Here is an 18,620-nt window from a genome sequence, read left to right on the forward strand (position 1 = left end):
ATACCGCGCATTGTTTCACTGCCCCCATCACCGCAACCATAAGGCTCCAGTAAGTTTTTTCTAACGGAGCACGGCTCATGACAGTGAAAGCAAAGCGTTTTCGCATCGGGGTGGAAGGTGCCACCACCGACGGACGCGAAATCCAGCGTGAATGGCTGGAACAGATGGCAGCCAGCTACAACCCGGCGGTGTATACCGCGCTGATTAACCTTGAGCACATCAAGTCTTATCTGCCGGACAGCACCTTTAACCGCTACGGCAAGGTGACGGCGCTGTTTGCTGAAGAAATCACGGAAGGTCCGCTGGCAGGCAAGATGGCGCTGTATGCCGACGTTGAGCCAACGGAGTCCCTGGTGGAACTGGTGAAAAAAGGCCAGAAATTATTCACATCTATGGAAGTCAGCCCGAAGTTCGCTGATACGGGCAAAGCCTACCTGGTCGGCCTGGCTGCCACTGATGACCCTGCCAGTCTGGGTACGGAAATGCTGACATTCAGCGCCAGTGCAGCCCATAACCCGCTGGCAAACCGCAAGCAGAATCCTGCCAATCTCTTTACCGCTGCAGAGGAAACGGTGATCGAACTGGAAGAAATCCAGGAGGACAAGCCGTCCCTGTTTACCCGTGTCACGGCGCTGTTCACCAAAAAAGAGCAGTCCGACGATGCCCGGTTCTCTGATGTGCATAAGGCCGTGGAGCTGGTCGCCACTGAGCAGCAGAACCTGAACGCACGCACCGAAAAATCCCTGTCTGAGCAGGAAGAACGCCTGTCTGAGCTGGAGACTGCTCTGCAGGAGCAGCAAACCGCCTTTAACGAACTGGTGAATAAGCTGAGTCATGAAGACAGCCGCCAGGACTACCGCCAGCGTGCAACAGGCGGTAACGCCCCCGCTGACACTCTGACCAATTGCTGATGGAGCACAAAACCTGATGAAGAAGAATACCCGCTTTGCTTTTAACGCTTACCTGCAGCAGCTGGCACGTCTGAACGGTGTGGCAGTTGAAGAACTGTCCAGCAAATTCACCGTGGAGCCGTCTGTACAGCAGACGCTGGAAGACCAGATCCAGCAGTCCGCCGCTTTCCTGACGCTGATTAACGTCACGCCAGTGACTGAACAGTCCGGTCAGCTGCTGGGGCTGGGTGTTGGTAGTACCATTGCCGGAACCACTGATACCTCCGCGAAAGAGCGTGAACCCGTCGATCCGACCCTGATGGTCGATGTGGAATATAAATGCGAGCAGACCAACTTTGACACGGTGCTGACCTACGCGAAGCTGGATCTGTGGGCGAAGTTTCAGGATTTCCAGGTGCGTATCCGTGACGCCATCGTGAAACGTCAGGCACTGGACCGCATCATGATCGGCTTTAACGGCGTGAAGCGCGCGAAAACCTCTAACCGTAGCGAAAACCCGCTGCTGCAGGATGTGAACAAAGGCTGGTTGCAGAAAATCCGTGAGGATGCACCGGATCACGTCATGGGAAGCACCACCACGGGCGGTGAAACCACACCGGGCGCAGTGAAAGTCGGCAAAGGTGGCGAATATGCCAACCTGGACGCTGTAGTGATGGATGCGGTCAATGAGCTTATCGACGTGGTCTACCAGGACGATGACGATCTGGTGGTGATTTGCGGTCGTGAACTGCTGTCTGACAAGTATTTCCCGCTGGTCAACAAAGAGCAGGAGAACAGTGAAAAACTGGCTGCAGATATGATCATCAGCCAGAAACGCATGGGTGGCCTGCAGGCCGTGCGTGCGCCGTTCTTCCCGCCGAATGCGCTGCTGATCACCCGTCTGGATAACCTGTCCATCTACTGGCAGGAAGACACCCGCCGCCGTTCAGTTATCGACAACCCGAAACGTGACCGGATTGAAAACTTTGAATCCGTTAACGAAGCCTATGTGGTTGAGGACTACCGCTGCGCTGCACTGGTGGAAAACATCCAGATTGGCGATTTTAGCGCCGCCGCAGCAGAAGCCGGAGCGTAACCCATGAGCCTGAGTCCCGCACGGCAGCATCGCCTGCGCGTTCAGGCTGAACAGGCCGCCCGTGAGGGCGGCAGCGTTCGCCACGCGTCGGGCTATGACCTGATGCTGCTGCAACTGGCGGAAGACCGCCGCCGTCTCAAGGGCGTTCAGTCCACGGTCAAAAAAGCGGAAATCAAAGTGGAGCTGTTGCCGAAGTACGCCGCCTGGGCGGAGGGTGTTCTGGCTGCCGGAGGCGCTCAACAGGATGACGTGCTGATGTACGTGATGCTGTGGCGTATTGATGCCGGAGATTATGCCGGGGCGCTGGAGATCGGGCGTCATGCCCTGCGTCATGGCTGGGTGATGCCGCTGGGTAACCGCAACGTGCAGACCGTGCTGGCAGAGGAAATGGCAGACGCCGCGCAGAGCGCAATACTTGCCGCCACCGGCTTTGATGCCGATCTGTTGTTGCAGACGCTGGAGCTGACAGACGGTCTGGATATGCCGGACCAGTCACGGGCGCGTCTGCATAAAGCGATTGGCGCTGTCCTGAGTGAAAGCAATCCGGCTTCCGCCCTTAATCATCTCAACCATGCGTTACAGCTCGATCCCCGCTGTGGCGTGAAAAAAGACAAACAGCAGCTGGAGCGCAGACTGCGCAATGACAGCCGCTGACAGAACGTGCCCCCGCGCACGGGCGGCACGGGGTGGCGAAAGGCACTGCCACATCAAAACCCCGTCCACCGCCCTCTATTTCAGGAGAAAGCAGCATGAAGTTTGTTGCGCCAGAACAGGCACCGGAACAGGCGGAAATCATCAGGAATACGCCGTTCTGGCCTGATGTGGACTTGTCGGAGTTTCGCAGTGTCATGCGCACTGACGGCACGGTGACGCAGCCGCGTTTAAAGCAGGTTGCGCTGTCGGCAATTTCGGAGGTCAACGCAGAGCTGTATGAGTTTCGCAGACGTCAGCAGATGCTGGGGTATGCGTCGCTGGCTGAGGTTCCGGCGGAACAGCTGGACGGCAAAAGTGAGCGCATTCAGCACTATTTCAACGCGGTTTACTGCTGGGCACGCGCCATGCTCAACGAACGATACCAGGACTATGACGCCACGGCATCGGGTGTGAAGCGAGGCGAGGAACTGGCGGAAGCAAGCGGTGATTTGTGGCGTGACGCCCGCTGGGCCATCAGCCGGGTACAGGATGCGCCGCACTGCACAGTGGAGCTTATCTGATGAAAGTGCGTGCGCATCAGTATGACACGGTGGACGCGCTTTGCTGGCGTCATTACGGGCGCACGCAGGGTGTCACGGAGCAGGTACTGAAGGCAAACCCGGGGCTTGCCGAATACGGCCCCTTTTTACCTCACGGGCTGCAGGTGGAGCTGCCGGACATTCCGACTACCACCACCGTGCAGACCGTCCAGCTATGGGACTGAATTATGACGCTTGAGCGAATCAGCGCCTTTATCACGTATTGCATCGCCGTCGTGCTGGCCTGGCTGGGCGATTTGTCCATCAAGGATGCCTCAACGCTGGGCGGCCTGATGATCGGTGTGCTGATGCTGGCTATCAACTGGTACTACAAACACAAAGCCTACCAGCTTCTGCGCGACGGGCAGATCTCGCGGGAGGACTATGAATCCATCAATCGTTAAACGCTGCCTTATCGGGGCCGTGCTGGCTATTGCTGCCACGCTACCGGGTTTTCAGCAGCTTCACACCTCCGTGGAGGGGCTGAAACTGATTGCTGATTACGAAGGCTGTCGTCTGCAGCCGTATCAGTGCAGCGCGGGTGTCTGGACCGACGGCATTGGTAATACATGGGGCGTCATTCCCGGCAAAACAATCACGGAACGACAGGCAGCAGAAGGGCTGATCTCCAACGTGCTGCGTGTGGAGCGGGCACTGGAAAGGTGTGTGAAGCAACAGCCACCACAGAAGGTGTATGACGCTACGGTGTCGTTTGCCTTCAACGTGGGAACTAGCAATGCCTGCAGTTCCACACTGGTGAAATTGCTCAATCAGCGGCGCTGGGCGGATGCGTGCCGACAGTTGCCGCGCTGGGTGTATGTAAAAGGTGTGTTTAATCAGGGGCTGGATAACCGCCGTGCGCGGGAGATGGCCTGGTGCTTACAGGGAGCAAACTGAAATGAAAAAGAAAGTAATCAGCGGACTGTTTCTGATGTTATGGATAGCGCTGTTAATCGCCGCAATGGTGTATCCGCAGGGGATTTTTCCGGTACTGGCAGCATCTGGTGTCTGGGTAGCCTGTCTGCTGACATGGGCGGTAATTCCGGTATCACTGGCTGCGTTAATTAAGAACGGCCCGCTTTGGCAGGAGTTGAGGGCATCTTTGCTGAAGACAATTACCCGAAAAGAAAACGTATTTATCAGCTGGATGATGCGATTGCTGATTGTCGTCAGTCTCGCCTGGACGGGGTGGGCTATTACCCTGGTCTTTTATCTACTGACCGTTATTGCCTTCTGGATCACCCGTAATCAGATGGCGCAACAGGTAGCAGCATGAACCGGTTGCTGCTGGTTGTGCTGGCGTTATTACTGGCGGCGCTGGGCTGGCAGACGTGGCGGCTGGCTGATGCCAGCCAGACCATCAGCACGCAGGCAGACGAGCTGCAGAGCAAAAGCCAGGCACTGGCAAAGAGCAACAGCCAGCTTATCAGCCTGTCCATTCTGACTGAAACCAATAACCGGGAGCAGGCGCGGCTCTATGCCGAAGCTGAACAGACCAGCGCACTGCTGAGACAACGACAACACCGGATTGAGGAACTGAAACGTGAGAACGAGGATTTACGCCGCTGGGCTGATACTCCTTTGCCTGCTGACATTATCCGGCTGCGGGAACGCCCCACACTCACCGGAGGTGCAGCTTACCGTCAGTGGTTGTCCGCGAGTGACGCCGTGTCGGTTGGGGCAGGCAGCGCCGCGCACTAACGGTGACCTGAACGCGTTGCTGGATGAAACGGAGGCCGCCTGGGCGGTCTGTGCAGACAAAGTGGACATGATTATTGCGTGTCAGGAGAGAAACAGTGAACAAACCACAATCCCTGCGCCACGCCCTCAATAAAGCGGTGCCTTATGTCCGCAATAACCCGGACAAACTGCATCTGTTTGTGGATAACGGTTCGCTGGTTGCCACGGGGGCCAGCTCCATGTCGTGGGAGTACCGTTACACCCTGAACGCGGTGATTGAGGATTTCAGCGGCGACCAGAATCTGCTGATGGCCCCGGTTTTGCTGTGGCTGCGTGATAACCAGCCCGATGCCATCAATAACCCGGCGTTACGGGAAAAGTTATTCACCTTTGAGGTGGATATTCTGCGCAATGATGTCTGTGATATCAGCCTGAACCTGCAACTGACGGAGCGTGTGCTGGTCAGCACTGACGGGAGTGTGTCGAGTGTTGAAGCGGTAGCGGAACCCGATGAACCTGATGAAATGTGGACGGTGAAACGTGGCTGAACTGCAGAAGGTGGACGACTGGCTGAATGCCTTGCTGGCGAATCTGGAACCAGCCGCCAGAAGCCGCATGATGCGCCAGCTGGCGCAGGAACTGCGCCGGACACAGCAGCAGAACATCAGGATGCAGCGCAATCCTGATGGCAGCAGCTATGAACCGAGGCGAGTAACAGCACGCAGTAAAAAAGGCCGTATCAAACGTCAGATGTTTGCAAAGCTGCGCACCACAAAATACCTGAAAACTGCCGCCAGCGCCGACTCTGCCAGCGTCCAGTTTGAAGGCAAGGTACAGCGCATTGCCCGTGTTCATCACTACGGCCTGCGCGATCGCGTCAGTCGTAAGGGACCGGAGGTCCGTTACGCAGAGCGTCGCCTTCTGGGTGTAAATGATGATGTTGAGGCAATGACCCGTGACATGATTCTGCAATGGCTGGCGGGGTGATCTTTGTATCAGCACTGATACAAGTTGCAGCACTGCCGCCTTTCTTCCCCTGATGGCAACCTTTCCCTATGAACGCACAATTAACCGAAATCATGCGCCTTATCACCAATCTGATCCGCACAGGTGTAGTCACCGAAGTGGACCGGGAAAACTGGCTGTGTCGGGTGAAAACGGGCGACCTTGAAACTAACTGGATCAGTTGGCTGACGCTGCGTGCCGGGAATGCCCGCACATGGTGGCGACCATCGGAAGGTGAGCAGGTGGTACTGCTGAGTCTGGGAGGCAATCTGGAAACCGCCTTTGCGCTGCCCGCTGTCTATTCGAATCAGTTCGCGCCACCGTCGACGTCGGCGGAAGCCTGCGTGACAGAACATCCTGACGGTGGCTGGTTTGAATACGAACCCACCACCGGGCGCTGGTATGTCAGGGGCATCAAATCCATGGTCATTGAGGCTGCCGACAACATAACCCTGAAAACCAGTGAGTTTGTACTGGATGCTGACCGCACACGTATTAACAGTGAAGTGGTGATCAATGGTGGCGTTACCCAGGGCGGCGGTGCAATGAGTTCTAACGGGATCGTGGTTGATGCACATCAGCATACTGGCGTCCTGAAAGGCGGCGACACAACCGGAGGTCCGGTATGACGCTTTATAGCGGGATGAACAATACCAGCGGTAAAGCCATTACTGATATTGACCATCTGCGCCAGTCGGTGCGGGACATTCTGCTGACACCGCAGGGTAGCCGTATTGCCCGTCGTGAATATGGTTCCCTGCTGTCGGCACTGATAGATCAGCCACAAAATCCGGCGTTACGCCTGCAGGTCATGTCGGCAGTGTATGTGGCGCTGAGTCGCTGGGAGCCACGGCTGACGCTGGATTCCATCACCATCAACAGCAATTTTGACGGTTCAATGGTGGTGGCGCTGACCGGGCGGCGTAATAACGGTGTGCCTGTGTCACTTTCCGTATCAACAGGAGCAGAGAATGGCAGTGATTGACCTTTCGCAGTTGCCTGCGCCGCAGATTGTCGATGTGCCAGACTTTGAGACGCTGCTTGCCGAACGCAAGGCAGAATTTGTGGCGCTTCATCCGAAAGATGAGCAGGAAGCAGTGATGCGTACGCTGGAACTGGAATCTGAACCCGTCACTAAATTGTTGCAGGAGAACGCTTACCGTGAGTTGCTTCTGCGCCAGCGCATTAACGAAGCCGCGCAGGCGGTGATGGTGGCTTACGCGATGGGCGGCGATCTGGACCAGCTCGCTGCCAACTACAACGTGAAGCGCCTGACGGTGACGCCTGCTGATAATGACGCTGTGCCGCCCGTTGCGGCAGTGATGGAAAGCGATGAAGCGTTACGCCTGCGTGTGCCTGCAGCCTTTGAGGGGCTTTCAGTTGCGGGACCAACTGCCGCTTATGAATTTCATGCCCGAAGCGCCGACGGTCGGGTGGCGGATGCCAGTGCAACCAGTCCGGCACCTGCAGAGGTGGTACTGACTGTCCTGAGCCGTGAAGGCGACGGAACAGCAGAAAAAGATTTGCTGGATGTGGTGGAGAAAGCCCTGAACAGTGAGAATGTCCGCCCGGTGGCTGACCGTCTGACGGTTCGCAGCGCAGAAATCATCCCGTACCGCGTGGAAGCCACCATTTTTCTCTATCCGGGGCCGGAAGCAGAGCCGGTAATGGCTGCGGCAAAAGCCAGTCTGCAGAAGTACATCGCCAGTCAGACGCGGCTTGGCCGGGATATTCGCCGTAGTGCCATCTTTGCCGCCCTGCATGTTGAGGGGGTGCAGCGTGTGGAGCTGGCTTCCCCGCTGGCGGATGTGGTCCTGAACAAAACACAGGCGGCATCATGTACGCAGTGGAGCGTAACCAACGGAGGAACGGATGAATAGTCTGCTGCCACCGGGTTCAACACCACTGGAGCGCCGACTGGCGCAAACCTGCAGCGGGATTTCTGATTTGCAGGTGCCTCTGCGTGACCTGTGGGATCCGGCTACCTGTCCGGTCAGTTTCCTGCCTTATCTCGCCTGGGCGTTCTCTGTGGATCGATGGGACGAGGACTGGACGGAAAGCGTCAAACGCCAGGTGGTAAAGGATGCCTTTTATATCCATCAGCATAAAGGAACCACCAGTGCCGTGCGGCGGGTGGTGGAGCCGTTCGGCTTTCTGATCCGCATTATTGAGTGGTGGCAGACCGGATAAGCACCCGGCACGTTTCGCCTGGACATTGGTGTGCAGGACCAGGGCATCACTGAAGATACCTATCTGGAACTTGAGCGGCTGATAAGCGATGCCAAACCATGTAGCCGTCACATGATCGGCATGTCCATCAATCTGCAGACCAGTGGCCCGCACTGGGTGGGGGCCGCCAGTTATCTTGGCGAAGAAATCACGATTTATCCGTATATCAACGAAACGATTATTTCTGGCGGCACCGCGCATGAGGGCGGGGCAGTCCACGTTATTGACACAGTGAGAGTGAATCCATGAGCACAAAATTTTATACCCTGCTGACGGAGATTGGTGCGGCGAAACTTGCCAGCGCCACTGCACTTGGTGTGCCGCTTAAAATTACCCATATGGCGGTAGGCGATGGCGGCGGAACATTACCAACGCCGGACGCAAAGCAGACGGCACTGGTAAATGAGAAACGCCGGGCTGCGCTGAATATGCTCTATATCGACCCGCAGAACAGCAGCCAGATTATTGCTGAACAGGTGATCCCCGAAAACGAGGGCGGTTGGTGGATCCGTGAAGTGGGCCTGTTTGATGAATCAGGGGCATTGATTGCCGTGGGAAACTGCCCGGAAAGCTATAAGCCGCAACTAGCTGAAGGCAGCGGGCGCACCCAGACCGTGCGCATGGTGCTGATTACCAGCAGTACCGATAATATCACACTGAAAATTGACCCTTCAGTGGTGCTGGCAACCCGCAAGTATGTGGATGACAAGGTGCTTGAGCTTAAGGTGTATGTGGATGACCTGATGGCAAAGCATCTTGCTGCTGCAGATCCTCATACGCAGTATGCGCCCAAAGACAGCCCAACATTGACTGGCACGCCGAAAACGCCAACAGCACCGGCGGGAACTAACACGACTCAGATTGCTAGCACGGCATTTGTGCAGGCGGTGGTCACTGCGCTAAATAACGCACTGGCGTTGAAAGCTCCACTGGCAAGTCCGGCCCTGACCGGAACGCCGACGGCTCCGACTGCAGCGCAAACGGCGAACAATACGCAGATTGCCACCACGGCATTTGTGAAAGCGGCAGTTGCCGAGATGGTCGGTTCATCGCCGGAGGCGCTGGATACGTTAAATGAATTGGCTGCTGCGCTGGGGAATGATCCTAACTTTGCGACAACAGTAATGAGTGCGCTGGCGGGAAAAATGAACAAAGCAGCTAATGGCGCTGATATTGCCGATGTTTCTGCTTTTCTAAAAAACCTTCATCTTGGGGAGGGCAGTGCGTTGCCAGTCGGTGTTCCTGTTCCGTGGCCTACTGCAATACCGCCGGAAGGTTGGTTGAAGTGTAATGGAGCATCATTCAGTTCCTCGCAATATCCGAAACTGGCGCAGGTTTATCCGTCATTAAAATTACCAGATCTACGCAGTGAGTTTATTCGCGGCTGGGACGATGGGCGTGGCGTAGACGCTGGACGTCAGGTTCTAACGTCTCAGACTGATGCTATGCAGCCGATTATCGGCTCCATTGGCTATGGTACAAACGGTATGTTTACTTATGCTGATGGAGCTTTTACGGGTATAGATCGTGAAAGCGGAGACGGTATTGTTACACAGGCAACAAGCATCTCACAATATAAACAGGCTCACTTAGATTCAAGTACGATAACACGAACAGCGGCAGAAACACGTCCACGGAATATTTCATTTAATTACATTGTGAGAGCAGCATAATGACAGAAGCGAAACTAAATAATGAGTTTATAGCTGTGGAATCTGGCAATATAACGGTGTTTAACTTTGATATTGAAACTCGTGAATATCTTTCTTCTAGTGTTGAATTTCTTGCTGTAGGGGTTGGGATTCCAGCTAATTCATGCATTGATATGCCGGGTAAAAGTAAAAAAGGGTTAACCATTTGCCGGACTAAGGATCTTACCGCGTGGGAATATATTGCTGATCATCGAGGTGAGACTGTTTACAGCACCGAAACTGGCAAAAAAATAGCTGTAACAGTGCTCGGCGATTACCCAGAAAAAACTACGAAACTACCTCCTGCTACACCATACGATAAGTGGAACGGTAGTGCATGGGTGACAGATACCGAGATGCAGCACGAGGTTGACGTGGAAACTGCTGATCAGAAGAAAGCGGAGCTTCTGGCAAAGGCTCAGCTAACAATCAATCTATGGCAGACAGAACTACAATTAGGAATTATCAGTGATGAAGATAAAGTCAGACTAATCACTTGGATGAATTACATCAAAGCGGTGCAGTTGGTAGACACGTCAACTGCGCCAGATATAACGTGGCCGAGGAAGCCCGAGTGACTGAGAATTAAATGGTTAGTATCATCCTCCCCCACACTGCCTATATGGTATGAATACGAGGGGGAGGCTGTTTGTTGTCTGTTTCTGTGATAATATTAGATTCTCGTTTTTTAATAAAAAAATCAATATGAAAGAGAATAAAATACGTTCTGCCGATGGCGTGAGAGGTTTCGCTTTGATGATTGTTGTGGTGATGCATGCTACGGGACTATTCTTTCCCTCACTTCATGATCATCTTGGAGGTACGGGGCAGCCCGGTGTTTGGTTGTTTTTTGTTCTTAGCGCCTTTTTGTTGACACATAAATTTATTAATTCTGGTTTTTCGTTTTTGAATGTGTTGAGTTATCTTTTAGGGCGAACAATAAGGATATTACCGATTTTTTATATTGCAGTATTAATTTATTACCTTATGGGATTTTATGATTTAGAGAAAATGAAATCGATAATTTCATTTGATAGTACTTACATCCATCTCTGGACTATTCCGATAGAATTCAAGTTTTACTTTTTGTTGCCGATTGTGGTTTATCTCGCATCTAGTATCCAGAAAGTTGCAGGTAGAAAATATTCTTTGTTGTTTTTGATATTGTTAACCTTAGCGTTCGCTTTTATATACCCTTATACGGATGACGAAATCAACGGTAGGCTACCGTATTATATTCCTGTTTTTATGTATGGAATTATAATTGCGTTTATGTATAACTATTTTCAAATTAAAATATCATCTCTCGTTAGTGATGGGGTGTCAATTGCGATTATATTAATATTTATAATGTTGACCCCTCCTTTTCAGGGGGCTAATGGTTGGCTGGGTAATAAATTTGTGGTATTAGGGCCATTTATTGCTCTCTTTGTATATCTGCAAGTAAATTCCAGTGGGTATGTAAGCGCGGTTTTATCTTCAAAAATCATGGCGGATTTGGGGAAATATAGTTTTTCAATTTATTTGTTTCATATAATGATAATTTTTATTGTTTATCCTAAATTTTTGGATAATGTTACTGCATACTTAGTTACTATAGCTTTATGTATTGGCGGTGGGGCTATTGCCTATCATTGCATTGAATCTCCCTTGGAATCGTTCAGACATAAGCTTATGAAAAGAATAACGCAGGCTTATCAGAATCAAAATATTTAAGTAAAAGCAAAAAAGGCTCTCGTCAACCGACGAAGCCTTTTAAAACGAGTATTAATTCCCGTCCTGTAAAGTGCCCCCTATCCCAGAACAACGTTTTTAGTTATCAACGCCGTTCCGAAAATTTCCTGCGACGTTGTGTGATTAACCGTACAACGCACATCAGCTGTCTGCATGGCGTAATCAATACAACATAGGGCGAAGCCTAAACCAATCAGGAGGTTCGCCACTATGGCTCAGGATTACCACCACGGGGTGCGCGTTGTTGAAGTCAACGAAGGCACCCGATCCATTACCACGGTGAGCACCGCCATCGTGGGCATGGTCTGCACGGGCGATGATGCCGATGCAAAAATGTTTCCTCTTAATAAACCCGTGCTGATCACTGATGTACTGACCGCCAGCGGTAAAGCGGGTGAGTCCGGCACGCTGGCCCGTTCGCTGGATGCCATCGCTGACCAGGCAAAACCCGTGACCGTTGTTGTGCGTGTGCCACAGGGTGAAACGGAAGAAGAAACCACAACCAATATCATTGGCGCAGTGACCGCCGAGGGTAAAAAAACAGGCATGAAAGCCCTGTTATCTGCCCAGTCACAGCTCGGCGTTAAACCGCGCATTCTCGGCGTGCCAGGTCACGATAACAAAGCCGTTGCGACTGAGTTGCTGAGCGTGGCGCAAAGCCTGCGCGGGTTTGCTTACCTGTCGGCGTATGGCTGCAAAACAGTGGAAGAAGTGCTTACCTACCGCGAAAACTTCAGTCAGCGTGAAGGGATGCTGATCTGGCCGGATTTTATCAGCTGGGACACGGTGCTGAATGCCGAAGCAACGGCATATGCCACCGCGCGTGCGCTTGGCCTGCGCGCCAAAATTGACGAGCAGACCGGATGGCACAAAAGCCTGTCCAACGTGGGCGTGAACGGTGTCACCGGAATTTCTGCTGATGTGTTCTGGGATCTGCAGGACCCGGCAACAGATGCAGGTCTGCTGAACCAGAACGACGTCACCACGCTTGTGCGCAAAGACGGTTTCCGCTTCTGGGGGTCCCGCTGCCTGAGTGATGACCCGCTCTTTGCCTTCGAAAACTACACCCGCACGGCGCAGGTACTGATGGACACGATGGCAGAAGCGCACATGTGGGCGGTGGACAAACCGCTGAACCCGTCGCTGGCCCGCGACATTATCGAAGGTATCCGCGCCAAAATGCGTAGCCTGGTCAGTCAGGGCTATCTCATTGGTGGTGATTGCTGGCTGGACGAGTCGGTGAACGATAAAGACACTCTGAAAGCCGGGAAGCTCACCATCGATTACGACTACACGCCAGTGCCGCCACTTGAAAACCTGATGCTGCGACAGCGCATCACCGATCAGTACCTGGTGAATTTCTCCAGCCAGGTCAGCGCGTAAGGGGACAACATGGCTTTACCACGCAAATTAAAACACCTGAACCTGTTTAACGACGGGAACAACTGGCAGGGGATCGTTGAGTCGCTGACGCTGCCGAAATTCACCCGCAAATATGAGAAGTATCGCGGCGGCGGTATGCCGGGGGCGGTGGATGTGGATCTGGGGCTGGATGACGGCGCACTGGATACAGAATTTTCCATTGGTGGTACTGAACTGCTGCTGTTTAAGCAGATGGGCAAAGCTACGGTGGATGGCATCCAGCTGCGCTTTACCGGCTCTATCCAGCGTGACGATACCGGGGAAGTGCAGGCCGTGGAGCTTGTGGTGCGTGGACGTCACAAAGAAGTGGATTCCGGCGAGTGGAAGACGGGCGAAAGCAACACCACCAAAGTGACCAGCACCAACAGCTACGCGAAGCTGACCATCAATGGTGAGGTGCTCTATGAAGTGGACCTTATCAACATGGTGGAAATTGTGGACGGAGTGGACCTGATGGAAGCGCACCGCAACGCCCTCGGCCTCTGAAGTATCTGAACGGCGCGGAATACCGCGCCAGAACCCAATTTACAGGACAACAAAATGAGCGATAAGCAGACTGAAAAGACCATTCAACTGGATACCCCCATCATGCGCGGTAAAACAGAAATTACCGAAATTGTGCTGCGTAAACCGCAGTCTGGTGCGCTGCGCGGCACACGCCTGCAGGCCATTATGGATATGGATGTGAACGCGATGATGACCGTGATCCCCCGCATCTCCAGTCCGGCACTGACTGCACAGGAAATCGCAGAGATGGACCCGGCAGATCTCACTGCCATGTCGGTTGAGGTTGTCACTTTTTTGTTGAAGAAGTCGGTGCTTGCCGGTTTACCGACAGCCTGACGGTTGACGATCTGGTGGCAGATATCGCCACCATCTTTCACTGGCCGCCATCCGTTACTGACGTTATGCCGCTGACCGAAGTGCTGGAATGGCGGTATAAAGCGATTCAGAGAAGCGGGGCCAGCCATGAGTGACAATAACCTGCGTCTGCAGGTGATTCTGAATGCGGTTGACAAGCTCACCCGCCCATTTCGATCCGCGCAGGCCAGTTCAAGAGAACTGGCTGCTGCTGTCAAAAAATCCCGCGATGCAATAAAGCAGCTTGATCAGGCCGGGAGCAGTCTGGACAGCTTCCGAAAGCTGCAGGCAGAAAATCAGAAATTAGGCGACAGGCTGAACTATGCCCGCCAGCGTGCAAATTTACTCAGTCATGAACTGGGATCAATGGGGCCGCCTTCGCAACGTCAGGTTGTTGCTCTGGGCCGTCAACGGCTGGCTGTTCAGCGCCTGGAAGAACGCCAGAAAAAGCTGCAGCAGCAGACGGCGCTTGTGCGTGCAGAACTTTATCGTGCTGGTATTTCAGCTAATGATGGCGCCAGTGCGACGGCCCGCATTACCCGTGAAACGATGCGTTATAACAGGCAGCTTTCTGAGCAGGAAGCGAGGTTACGACGTGTCGGGGAGCAACAGCGAAAAATGCACGCCGCCCGGGGGGCTTACGCCAGGCGTCTTGAAGTAAGGGATCGGATTGCAGGTGCCGGAGCCACCACCACGGCTGCAGGGCTGGCAATGGGCGCACCAGTGATGGCGGCAGTAAAAAGCTATACCAGCATGGAAGATGCCATGAAAGGTGTGGCAAAGCAGGTCAATGGTCTGCGTGACGATAATGGCAACCGCACTGCGCGTTTTTATGAAATGCAGGATGCCATCAAGGCTGCCAGCGAACAGTTGCCGATGGAAAACGGTGCGGTGGACTTCGCCGCACTGGTTGAAGGTGGGGCGCGCATGAACGTCGCAAACCCTGACGACAGCTGGGAAGACCAGAAACGTGACCTGCTGGCCTTCGCCAGCACGGCGGCAAAGGCGGCAACAGCCTTTGAACTGCCAGCGGATGAACTGTCAGAAAGTCTGGGGAAAATCGCCCAGCTCTACAAAATCCCTACCCGCAATATTGAACAGCTCGGTGATGCGCTGAACTATCTGGATGATAACGCCATGTCGAAAGGAGCGGACATCATTGATGTCATGCAACGCCTGGGCGGTGTGGCTGACCGTCTGGATTATCGTAAAGCGGCGGCGCTGGGTTCCACCTTCCTGACACTGGGCGCTGCGCCGGAGGTTGCAGCCAGTGCAGCAAACGCGATGGTGCGTGAATTGTCCATTGCCACCATGCAAAGTAAGAGTTTCTTTGAAGGAATGAATCTGCTGAAACTCAATCCTGAAGTGATTGAAAAGCAGATGACGAAGGATGCGATGGGAACTATCCAGCGTGTGCTGGAGAAGGTGAACGCACTGCCGCAGGATAAGCGTCTGTCTGCCATGACCATGTTGTTTGGTAAAGAGTTTGGCGATGACGCGGCGAAACTGGCAAACAACCTGCCGGAACTGCAGCGCCAGCTAAAACTGACAGCGGGCAATGATGCGCTCGGCTCCATGCAGAAAGAATCCGACATTAACAAGGATTCACTTTCTGCGCAGTGGTTGCTGGTCAAAACCGGAGCGCAGAACACCTTCAGCAGCCTGGGCGAAACGCTGCGCCAGCCGCTGATGGATATTCTGTACACGGTGAAAAGCGTCACGGGGGCGTTGCGCCGCTGGGTGGAAGCTAACCCGGAACTGACGGGCACACTGATGAAAGTAGCAGCGGTTGTGGCTGCGGTGACAGTGGGCCTCGGCACCTTAGCGGTGGTGTTGGCTGCAGTGCTGGGGCCGCTGGCAGTGATCCGTCTGGGATTCTCTGTGCTGGGTATCAAAACGTTACCTTCCGTTACGGATGCAGTAACACGAACCAGCAGCGCGTTGTCCGGGTTGGCAGGCGCGCCACTGGCAGTGCTTCGACGCGGGCTTGCTTCATCGGGGAGCACTGCGGGTTTACTTACTGCGCCGTTGTCGTCTTTGCGCCGCACGGCATCACTGACGGGGAATGTCCTGAAAACTGTAGCAGGTGCGCCGGTTGCACTATTGCGGTCTGGATTATCCGGTTTACGTGCTGTTGCTGTGATGTTTATGAATCCTCTGGCAGCACTACGCGGCGGGCTGACTGCCACAGGCGCGGTGCTTCGTGTGCTGGCATCCGGTCCGCTGGCGATGCTGCGCGTGGCCCTGTATGCCATATCTGGTCTGTTAGGTGCTCTGCTCAGTCCGATAGGTCTTGTGGTTACTGCACTGGCAGGCGTGGCGCTGGTTGTCTGGAAATACTGGCAACCCATCACCGCATTTCTCGGTGGCGTGGTGGAAGGATTCAAAGCAGCGGCTGGTCCCATCAGTGCCGCATTCGAACCACTTAAGCCTGTGTTCCAGTGGATTGGAGACAAAGTGCAGGCGCTGTGGGGCTGGTTTACTGACCTGCTGACGCCTGTTAAGTCGACCTCTGCCGAACTGCAGAGTGCAGCGGCAATGGGGCGACGATTCGGGGAGGCACTGGCGGAAGGGCTGAATATGGTCATGCATCCGCTGGACTCGCTGAAATCCGGCGTTTCCTGGTTGCTGGAGAAACTCGGCATTGTCAGTAAAGAGGCTGCAAAAGCGAAACTGCCGGAAAGCGTGACGCGTCAGCAACCTGCGACGGTGAATGCAGACGGTAAAGTGATGATGCCATCGGGTGGTTTTCCGTCATGGGGATATGGCTTTGCGGGGATGTATGACAGCGGCGGGTATATCCCGCGCGGGCAGTTCGGCATTGTCGGTGAAAACGGGCCTGAAATTGTTAACGGTCCGGCAAACGTGACCAGCCGGAGAAATACAGCTGCACTGGCTGCGGTTGTTGCCGGAATGATGGGTGTTGCTGCCGCGCCAGCAGAGCTTCCACCGTTGCACCCTTTGGCACTTCCCGCGAAAGGCGGCGAAGCGATGGTGAGTCGCGCAGCTGCTGTGCCGCCCGTTCACCGGATTGAGGCACCGACGCAGATCATCATCCAGACGCAGCCAGGACAAAGTGCGCAGGATATTGCGCGGGAGGTGGCACGCCAGCTTGATGAACGTGAACGCAGACTGAAGGCAAAGGCCAGGAGTAACTACAGCGATCAGGGGGGATACGACGCATGATGATGGTGCTGGGATTGTACGTGTTTATGCTGCGCACCGTACCGTATCAGGAGCTGCAGTATCAACGCAGCTGGCGACATGCGGCAAACAGTCGGGTAAATCGTCGTCCGTCCACGCAGTTTCTGGGACCGGACAACGACATGCTGACGCTTTCCGGTGTTCTTATGCCGGAGATAACAGGCGGCAGGCTGTCGTTGCTGGCACTGGAGCAGATGGCAGAACAGGGGAAAGCATGGCCCCTGATTGAAGGCAGCGGCACGATTTACGGCATGTATGTGATTGAGGGACTGAATCAGACTAAAACGGAGTTTTCCGCGACGGTATGCCGCGCCGGATTGAGTTCACCCTGTCGCTCAAACGGGTGGATGAATCCCTGTCCGATATGTTCGGTGATCTCAGTGCGCAGCTGAATAATCTGCAGGACACGGCAACATCTGCATTAAGCGATATCAGTAAAACGGTGGGAGGGCTGCTGTCGTGAATTTCAGCTCTGAACTGCTTAACAAAGGCAACAAAACTCCGGCATTCAGCATCAGTATTGAGGGCAGGGATATCACCACTGTGCTGGACAACCGCCTGATGGGGCTGACGCTGACGGATAACCGGGGCTTTGAAGCGGACCAGCTTGATCTGGAACTGGATGATGCCGATGGAAAAATCGTGCTGCCGCGTCGTGGTGCGGTCATTACGCTGGCGCTGGGATGGAAAGGGCAGCCACTTTTCCCGAAAGGGGCATTCACGGTGGATGAAATTGAACACACTGGCGCACCGGACCGCCTGACTATCCGGGCGCGAAGTGCTGATTTTCGGGAAACGCTGAATACCCGCCGTGAAAAATCGTGGCACAAGACCACTGTCGGGGAAGTGGTGAAGGAAATAGCTGCGCGGCACAAACTGAAGATGGCTCTGGGTAAAGACCTGTCTGATAAACCCGTGGATCATATAGACCAGACTAATGAGAGTGATGGCAGTTTTCTGATGCGGCTGGCGCGCCAGTACGGTGCTATTGCGTCGGTGAAAAATGGCAATCTGTTATTTATCCGGCAGGGACAGGGTAAAAGTGCCAGCGGTAAACCACTGCCGGTGATCACTATCACACGTAAGGACGGCGACAGTCACCGCTTTACCCTGGCAGATCGCGGAGCCTACACGGGCGTCATTGCCAGCTGGTTGCATACCCGCGAACCCGCGAAGAAAGAAAACACTACGGTGAAGCGTAAGCGCAGGACCAAGAAGCCGAAGAAAGAGCCGGAAGCGAAGCAGGGCGATTACCTGGTGGGTACGGATGAAAACGTGCTGGTACTTAATCGCACTTATGCCAACCGGAGCAACGCTGAACGGGCAGCGAAAATGCAGTGGGAACGCCTGCAACGCGGTGTTGCGTCATTCTCGCTACAACTGGCGGAAGGGCGGGCAGATCTCTACACGGAAATGCCTGTGAAGGTCATTGGCTTTAAACAGCCGATAGATGATGCGGAATGGACTATTACGACTCTGACACATACCGTCAGCCCGGATAACGGTTTTACGACCAGTCTGGAGCTTGAAGTGAAGATTGACGGTCTTGAAATGGAATAAATGGTTCTCAATATTG

24 protein-coding genes and 2 pseudogenes are annotated in these 18,620 nt (G+C 54.1%); all 26 read left to right on the plus strand.

The genetic code is table 11. The features are described from left to right. The first annotated feature begins 77 nt into the window (after positions 1-77). The 26 genes and pseudogenes from AACU94_RS02910 (at position 78) to AACU94_RS03035 (ending at position 18,604) form a co-directional block, all read left to right on the plus strand. A complete protein-coding gene (locus AACU94_RS02910; RefSeq protein WP_135488911.1) occupies positions 78-911 on the plus strand; it encodes a GPO family capsid scaffolding protein in 834 nt (277 codons plus the stop codon). A gap of 16 nt (positions 912-927) precedes the next feature. Then, positions 928-1,986: a phage major capsid protein, P2 family gene (locus AACU94_RS02915; protein ID WP_000742496.1), complete on the plus strand. Its 1,059-nt coding sequence runs from the start codon at positions 928-930 to the stop codon at positions 1,984-1,986. A gap of 3 nt (positions 1,987-1,989) precedes the next feature. Beyond that, a complete protein-coding gene (locus AACU94_RS02920) occupies positions 1,990-2,640 on the plus strand; it encodes a phage terminase small subunit (RefSeq protein ID WP_000059183.1) in 651 nt (216 codons plus the stop codon). Positions 2,641-2,735: 95 nt separating this feature from the next. After that, positions 2,736-3,200 (plus strand): head completion/stabilization protein, encoded by a 465-nt coding sequence (locus AACU94_RS02925; RefSeq protein ID WP_000673523.1) that lies wholly within the window; start codon positions 2,736-2,738, stop codon positions 3,198-3,200. Further along, positions 3,200-3,403, plus strand: coding sequence for a tail protein X (locus tag AACU94_RS02930; protein WP_000868175.1), 204 nt, complete (start codon positions 3,200-3,202; stop codon positions 3,401-3,403). Before AACU94_RS02925 ends, AACU94_RS02930 begins: the two co-directional genes overlap by 1 nt. A 3-nt stretch (positions 3,404-3,406) precedes the next feature. Then, positions 3,407-3,622 carry an HP1 family phage holin gene (locus AACU94_RS02935; RefSeq protein WP_000171568.1) on the plus strand — a complete coding sequence of 72 codons (216 nt, stop codon included), beginning with the start codon at positions 3,407-3,409 and terminating at the stop codon, positions 3,620-3,622. Continuing rightward, complete coding sequence (locus tag AACU94_RS02940) at positions 3,603-4,115, plus strand: lysozyme (RefSeq protein ID WP_135488912.1); 513 nt, start codon at positions 3,603-3,605, stop codon at positions 4,113-4,115. Before AACU94_RS02935 ends, AACU94_RS02940 begins: the two co-directional genes overlap by 20 nt. Position 4,116: 1 nt before the next feature. Then, the gene (locus AACU94_RS02945) at positions 4,117-4,494 is read left to right on the plus strand and encodes a DNZ54_00345 family protein (RefSeq protein WP_000730946.1); all 378 of its coding nucleotides are present in this window, start codon (positions 4,117-4,119) and stop codon (positions 4,492-4,494) included. Further along, positions 4,491-4,919, plus strand: coding sequence for an Rz-like lysis system protein LysB (lysB, locus tag AACU94_RS02950; protein WP_135488913.1), 429 nt, complete (start codon positions 4,491-4,493; stop codon positions 4,917-4,919). The genes AACU94_RS02945 and lysB overlap by 4 nt, the downstream gene beginning before the upstream one ends. Next, positions 4,804-5,052: an Rz1-like lysis system protein LysC gene (gene lysC, locus AACU94_RS02955; RefSeq protein WP_223931488.1), complete on the plus strand. Its 249-nt coding sequence runs from the start codon at positions 4,804-4,806 to the stop codon at positions 5,050-5,052. The genes lysB and lysC overlap by 116 nt, the downstream gene beginning before the upstream one ends. Beyond that, entirely contained in the window at positions 5,015-5,446 is a 432-nt protein-coding gene (locus AACU94_RS02960) for a phage tail protein (RefSeq protein ID WP_021514968.1), read from the plus strand. The genes lysC and AACU94_RS02960 overlap by 38 nt, the downstream gene beginning before the upstream one ends. Next, positions 5,439-5,885, plus strand: coding sequence for a phage virion morphogenesis protein (locus tag AACU94_RS02965; RefSeq protein ID WP_064670454.1), 447 nt, complete (start codon positions 5,439-5,441; stop codon positions 5,883-5,885). Before AACU94_RS02960 ends, AACU94_RS02965 begins: the two co-directional genes overlap by 8 nt. A 68-nt stretch (positions 5,886-5,953) precedes the next feature. Then, positions 5,954-6,532 carry a phage baseplate assembly protein V gene (locus AACU94_RS02970; RefSeq protein WP_135488914.1) on the plus strand — a complete coding sequence of 193 codons (579 nt, stop codon included), beginning with the start codon at positions 5,954-5,956 and terminating at the stop codon, positions 6,530-6,532. Next, positions 6,529-6,888 carry a GPW/gp25 family protein gene (locus AACU94_RS02975; RefSeq protein ID WP_135488915.1) on the plus strand — a complete coding sequence of 120 codons (360 nt, stop codon included), beginning with the start codon at positions 6,529-6,531 and terminating at the stop codon, positions 6,886-6,888. Before AACU94_RS02970 ends, AACU94_RS02975 begins: the two co-directional genes overlap by 4 nt. Next, complete coding sequence (locus AACU94_RS02980) at positions 6,875-7,783, plus strand: baseplate assembly protein (protein WP_001676502.1); 909 nt, start codon at positions 6,875-6,877, stop codon at positions 7,781-7,783. The genes AACU94_RS02975 and AACU94_RS02980 overlap by 14 nt, the downstream gene beginning before the upstream one ends. Next, positions 7,776-8,381: pseudogene (locus AACU94_RS02985) on the plus strand (phage tail protein I). Before AACU94_RS02980 ends, AACU94_RS02985 begins: the two are co-directional and overlap by 8 nt. Next, a complete protein-coding gene (locus AACU94_RS02990; protein WP_135488916.1) occupies positions 8,378-9,805 on the plus strand; it encodes a phage tail protein in 1,428 nt (475 codons plus the stop codon). Before AACU94_RS02985 ends, AACU94_RS02990 begins: the two are co-directional and overlap by 4 nt. Further along, complete coding sequence (locus AACU94_RS02995; RefSeq protein WP_000133488.1) at positions 9,805-10,401, plus strand: tail fiber assembly protein; 597 nt, start codon at positions 9,805-9,807, stop codon at positions 10,399-10,401. The genes AACU94_RS02990 and AACU94_RS02995 overlap by 1 nt, the downstream gene beginning before the upstream one ends. Positions 10,402-10,528: 127 nt before the next feature. Continuing rightward, a complete protein-coding gene (locus AACU94_RS03000) occupies positions 10,529-11,539 on the plus strand; it encodes an acyltransferase family protein (protein ID WP_064732948.1) in 1,011 nt (336 codons plus the stop codon). Positions 11,540-11,767: 228 nt separating this feature from the next. Then, positions 11,768-12,940 (plus strand): phage tail sheath protein, encoded by a 1,173-nt coding sequence (locus tag AACU94_RS03005; RefSeq protein ID WP_135488917.1) that lies wholly within the window; start codon positions 11,768-11,770, stop codon positions 12,938-12,940. Between the two features lie 9 nt (positions 12,941-12,949). After that, the gene (locus AACU94_RS03010) at positions 12,950-13,465 is read left to right on the plus strand and encodes a phage major tail tube protein (protein ID WP_001207656.1); all 516 of its coding nucleotides are present in this window, start codon (positions 12,950-12,952) and stop codon (positions 13,463-13,465) included. Positions 13,466-13,519: 54 nt separating this feature from the next. Beyond that, positions 13,520-13,822, plus strand: a complete 303-nt coding sequence (locus AACU94_RS03015) for a phage tail assembly protein (protein ID WP_001281016.1) — start codon at positions 13,520-13,522, stop codon at positions 13,820-13,822. Positions 13,823-13,836: 14 nt separating this feature from the next. Continuing rightward, entirely contained in the window at positions 13,837-13,956 is a 120-nt protein-coding gene (locus AACU94_RS03020) for a GpE family phage tail protein (protein WP_000763312.1), read from the plus strand. Further along, positions 13,949-17,026 carry a phage tail tape measure protein gene (locus AACU94_RS03025; RefSeq protein ID WP_135488918.1) on the plus strand — a complete coding sequence of 1,026 codons (3,078 nt, stop codon included), beginning with the start codon at positions 13,949-13,951 and terminating at the stop codon, positions 17,024-17,026. Before AACU94_RS03020 ends, AACU94_RS03025 begins: the two co-directional genes overlap by 8 nt. Then, positions 17,023-17,507: pseudogene (locus AACU94_RS03030) on the plus strand (phage tail protein). Before AACU94_RS03025 ends, AACU94_RS03030 begins: the two are co-directional and overlap by 4 nt. Further along, on the plus strand, positions 17,504-18,604 hold the full coding sequence (locus tag AACU94_RS03035; protein WP_135488919.1) for a phage late control D family protein: 1,101 nt from the start codon (positions 17,504-17,506) through the stop codon (positions 18,602-18,604). The pseudogene AACU94_RS03030 and the gene AACU94_RS03035 overlap by 4 nt, the downstream one beginning before the upstream one ends. Positions 18,605-18,620: the final 16 nt, after the last annotated feature.

The sequence above is a fragment of the Escherichia sp. E4702 genome, assembly GCF_963883545.1.
Taxonomy (GTDB): Bacteria; Pseudomonadota; Gammaproteobacteria; order Enterobacterales; family Enterobacteriaceae; genus Escherichia.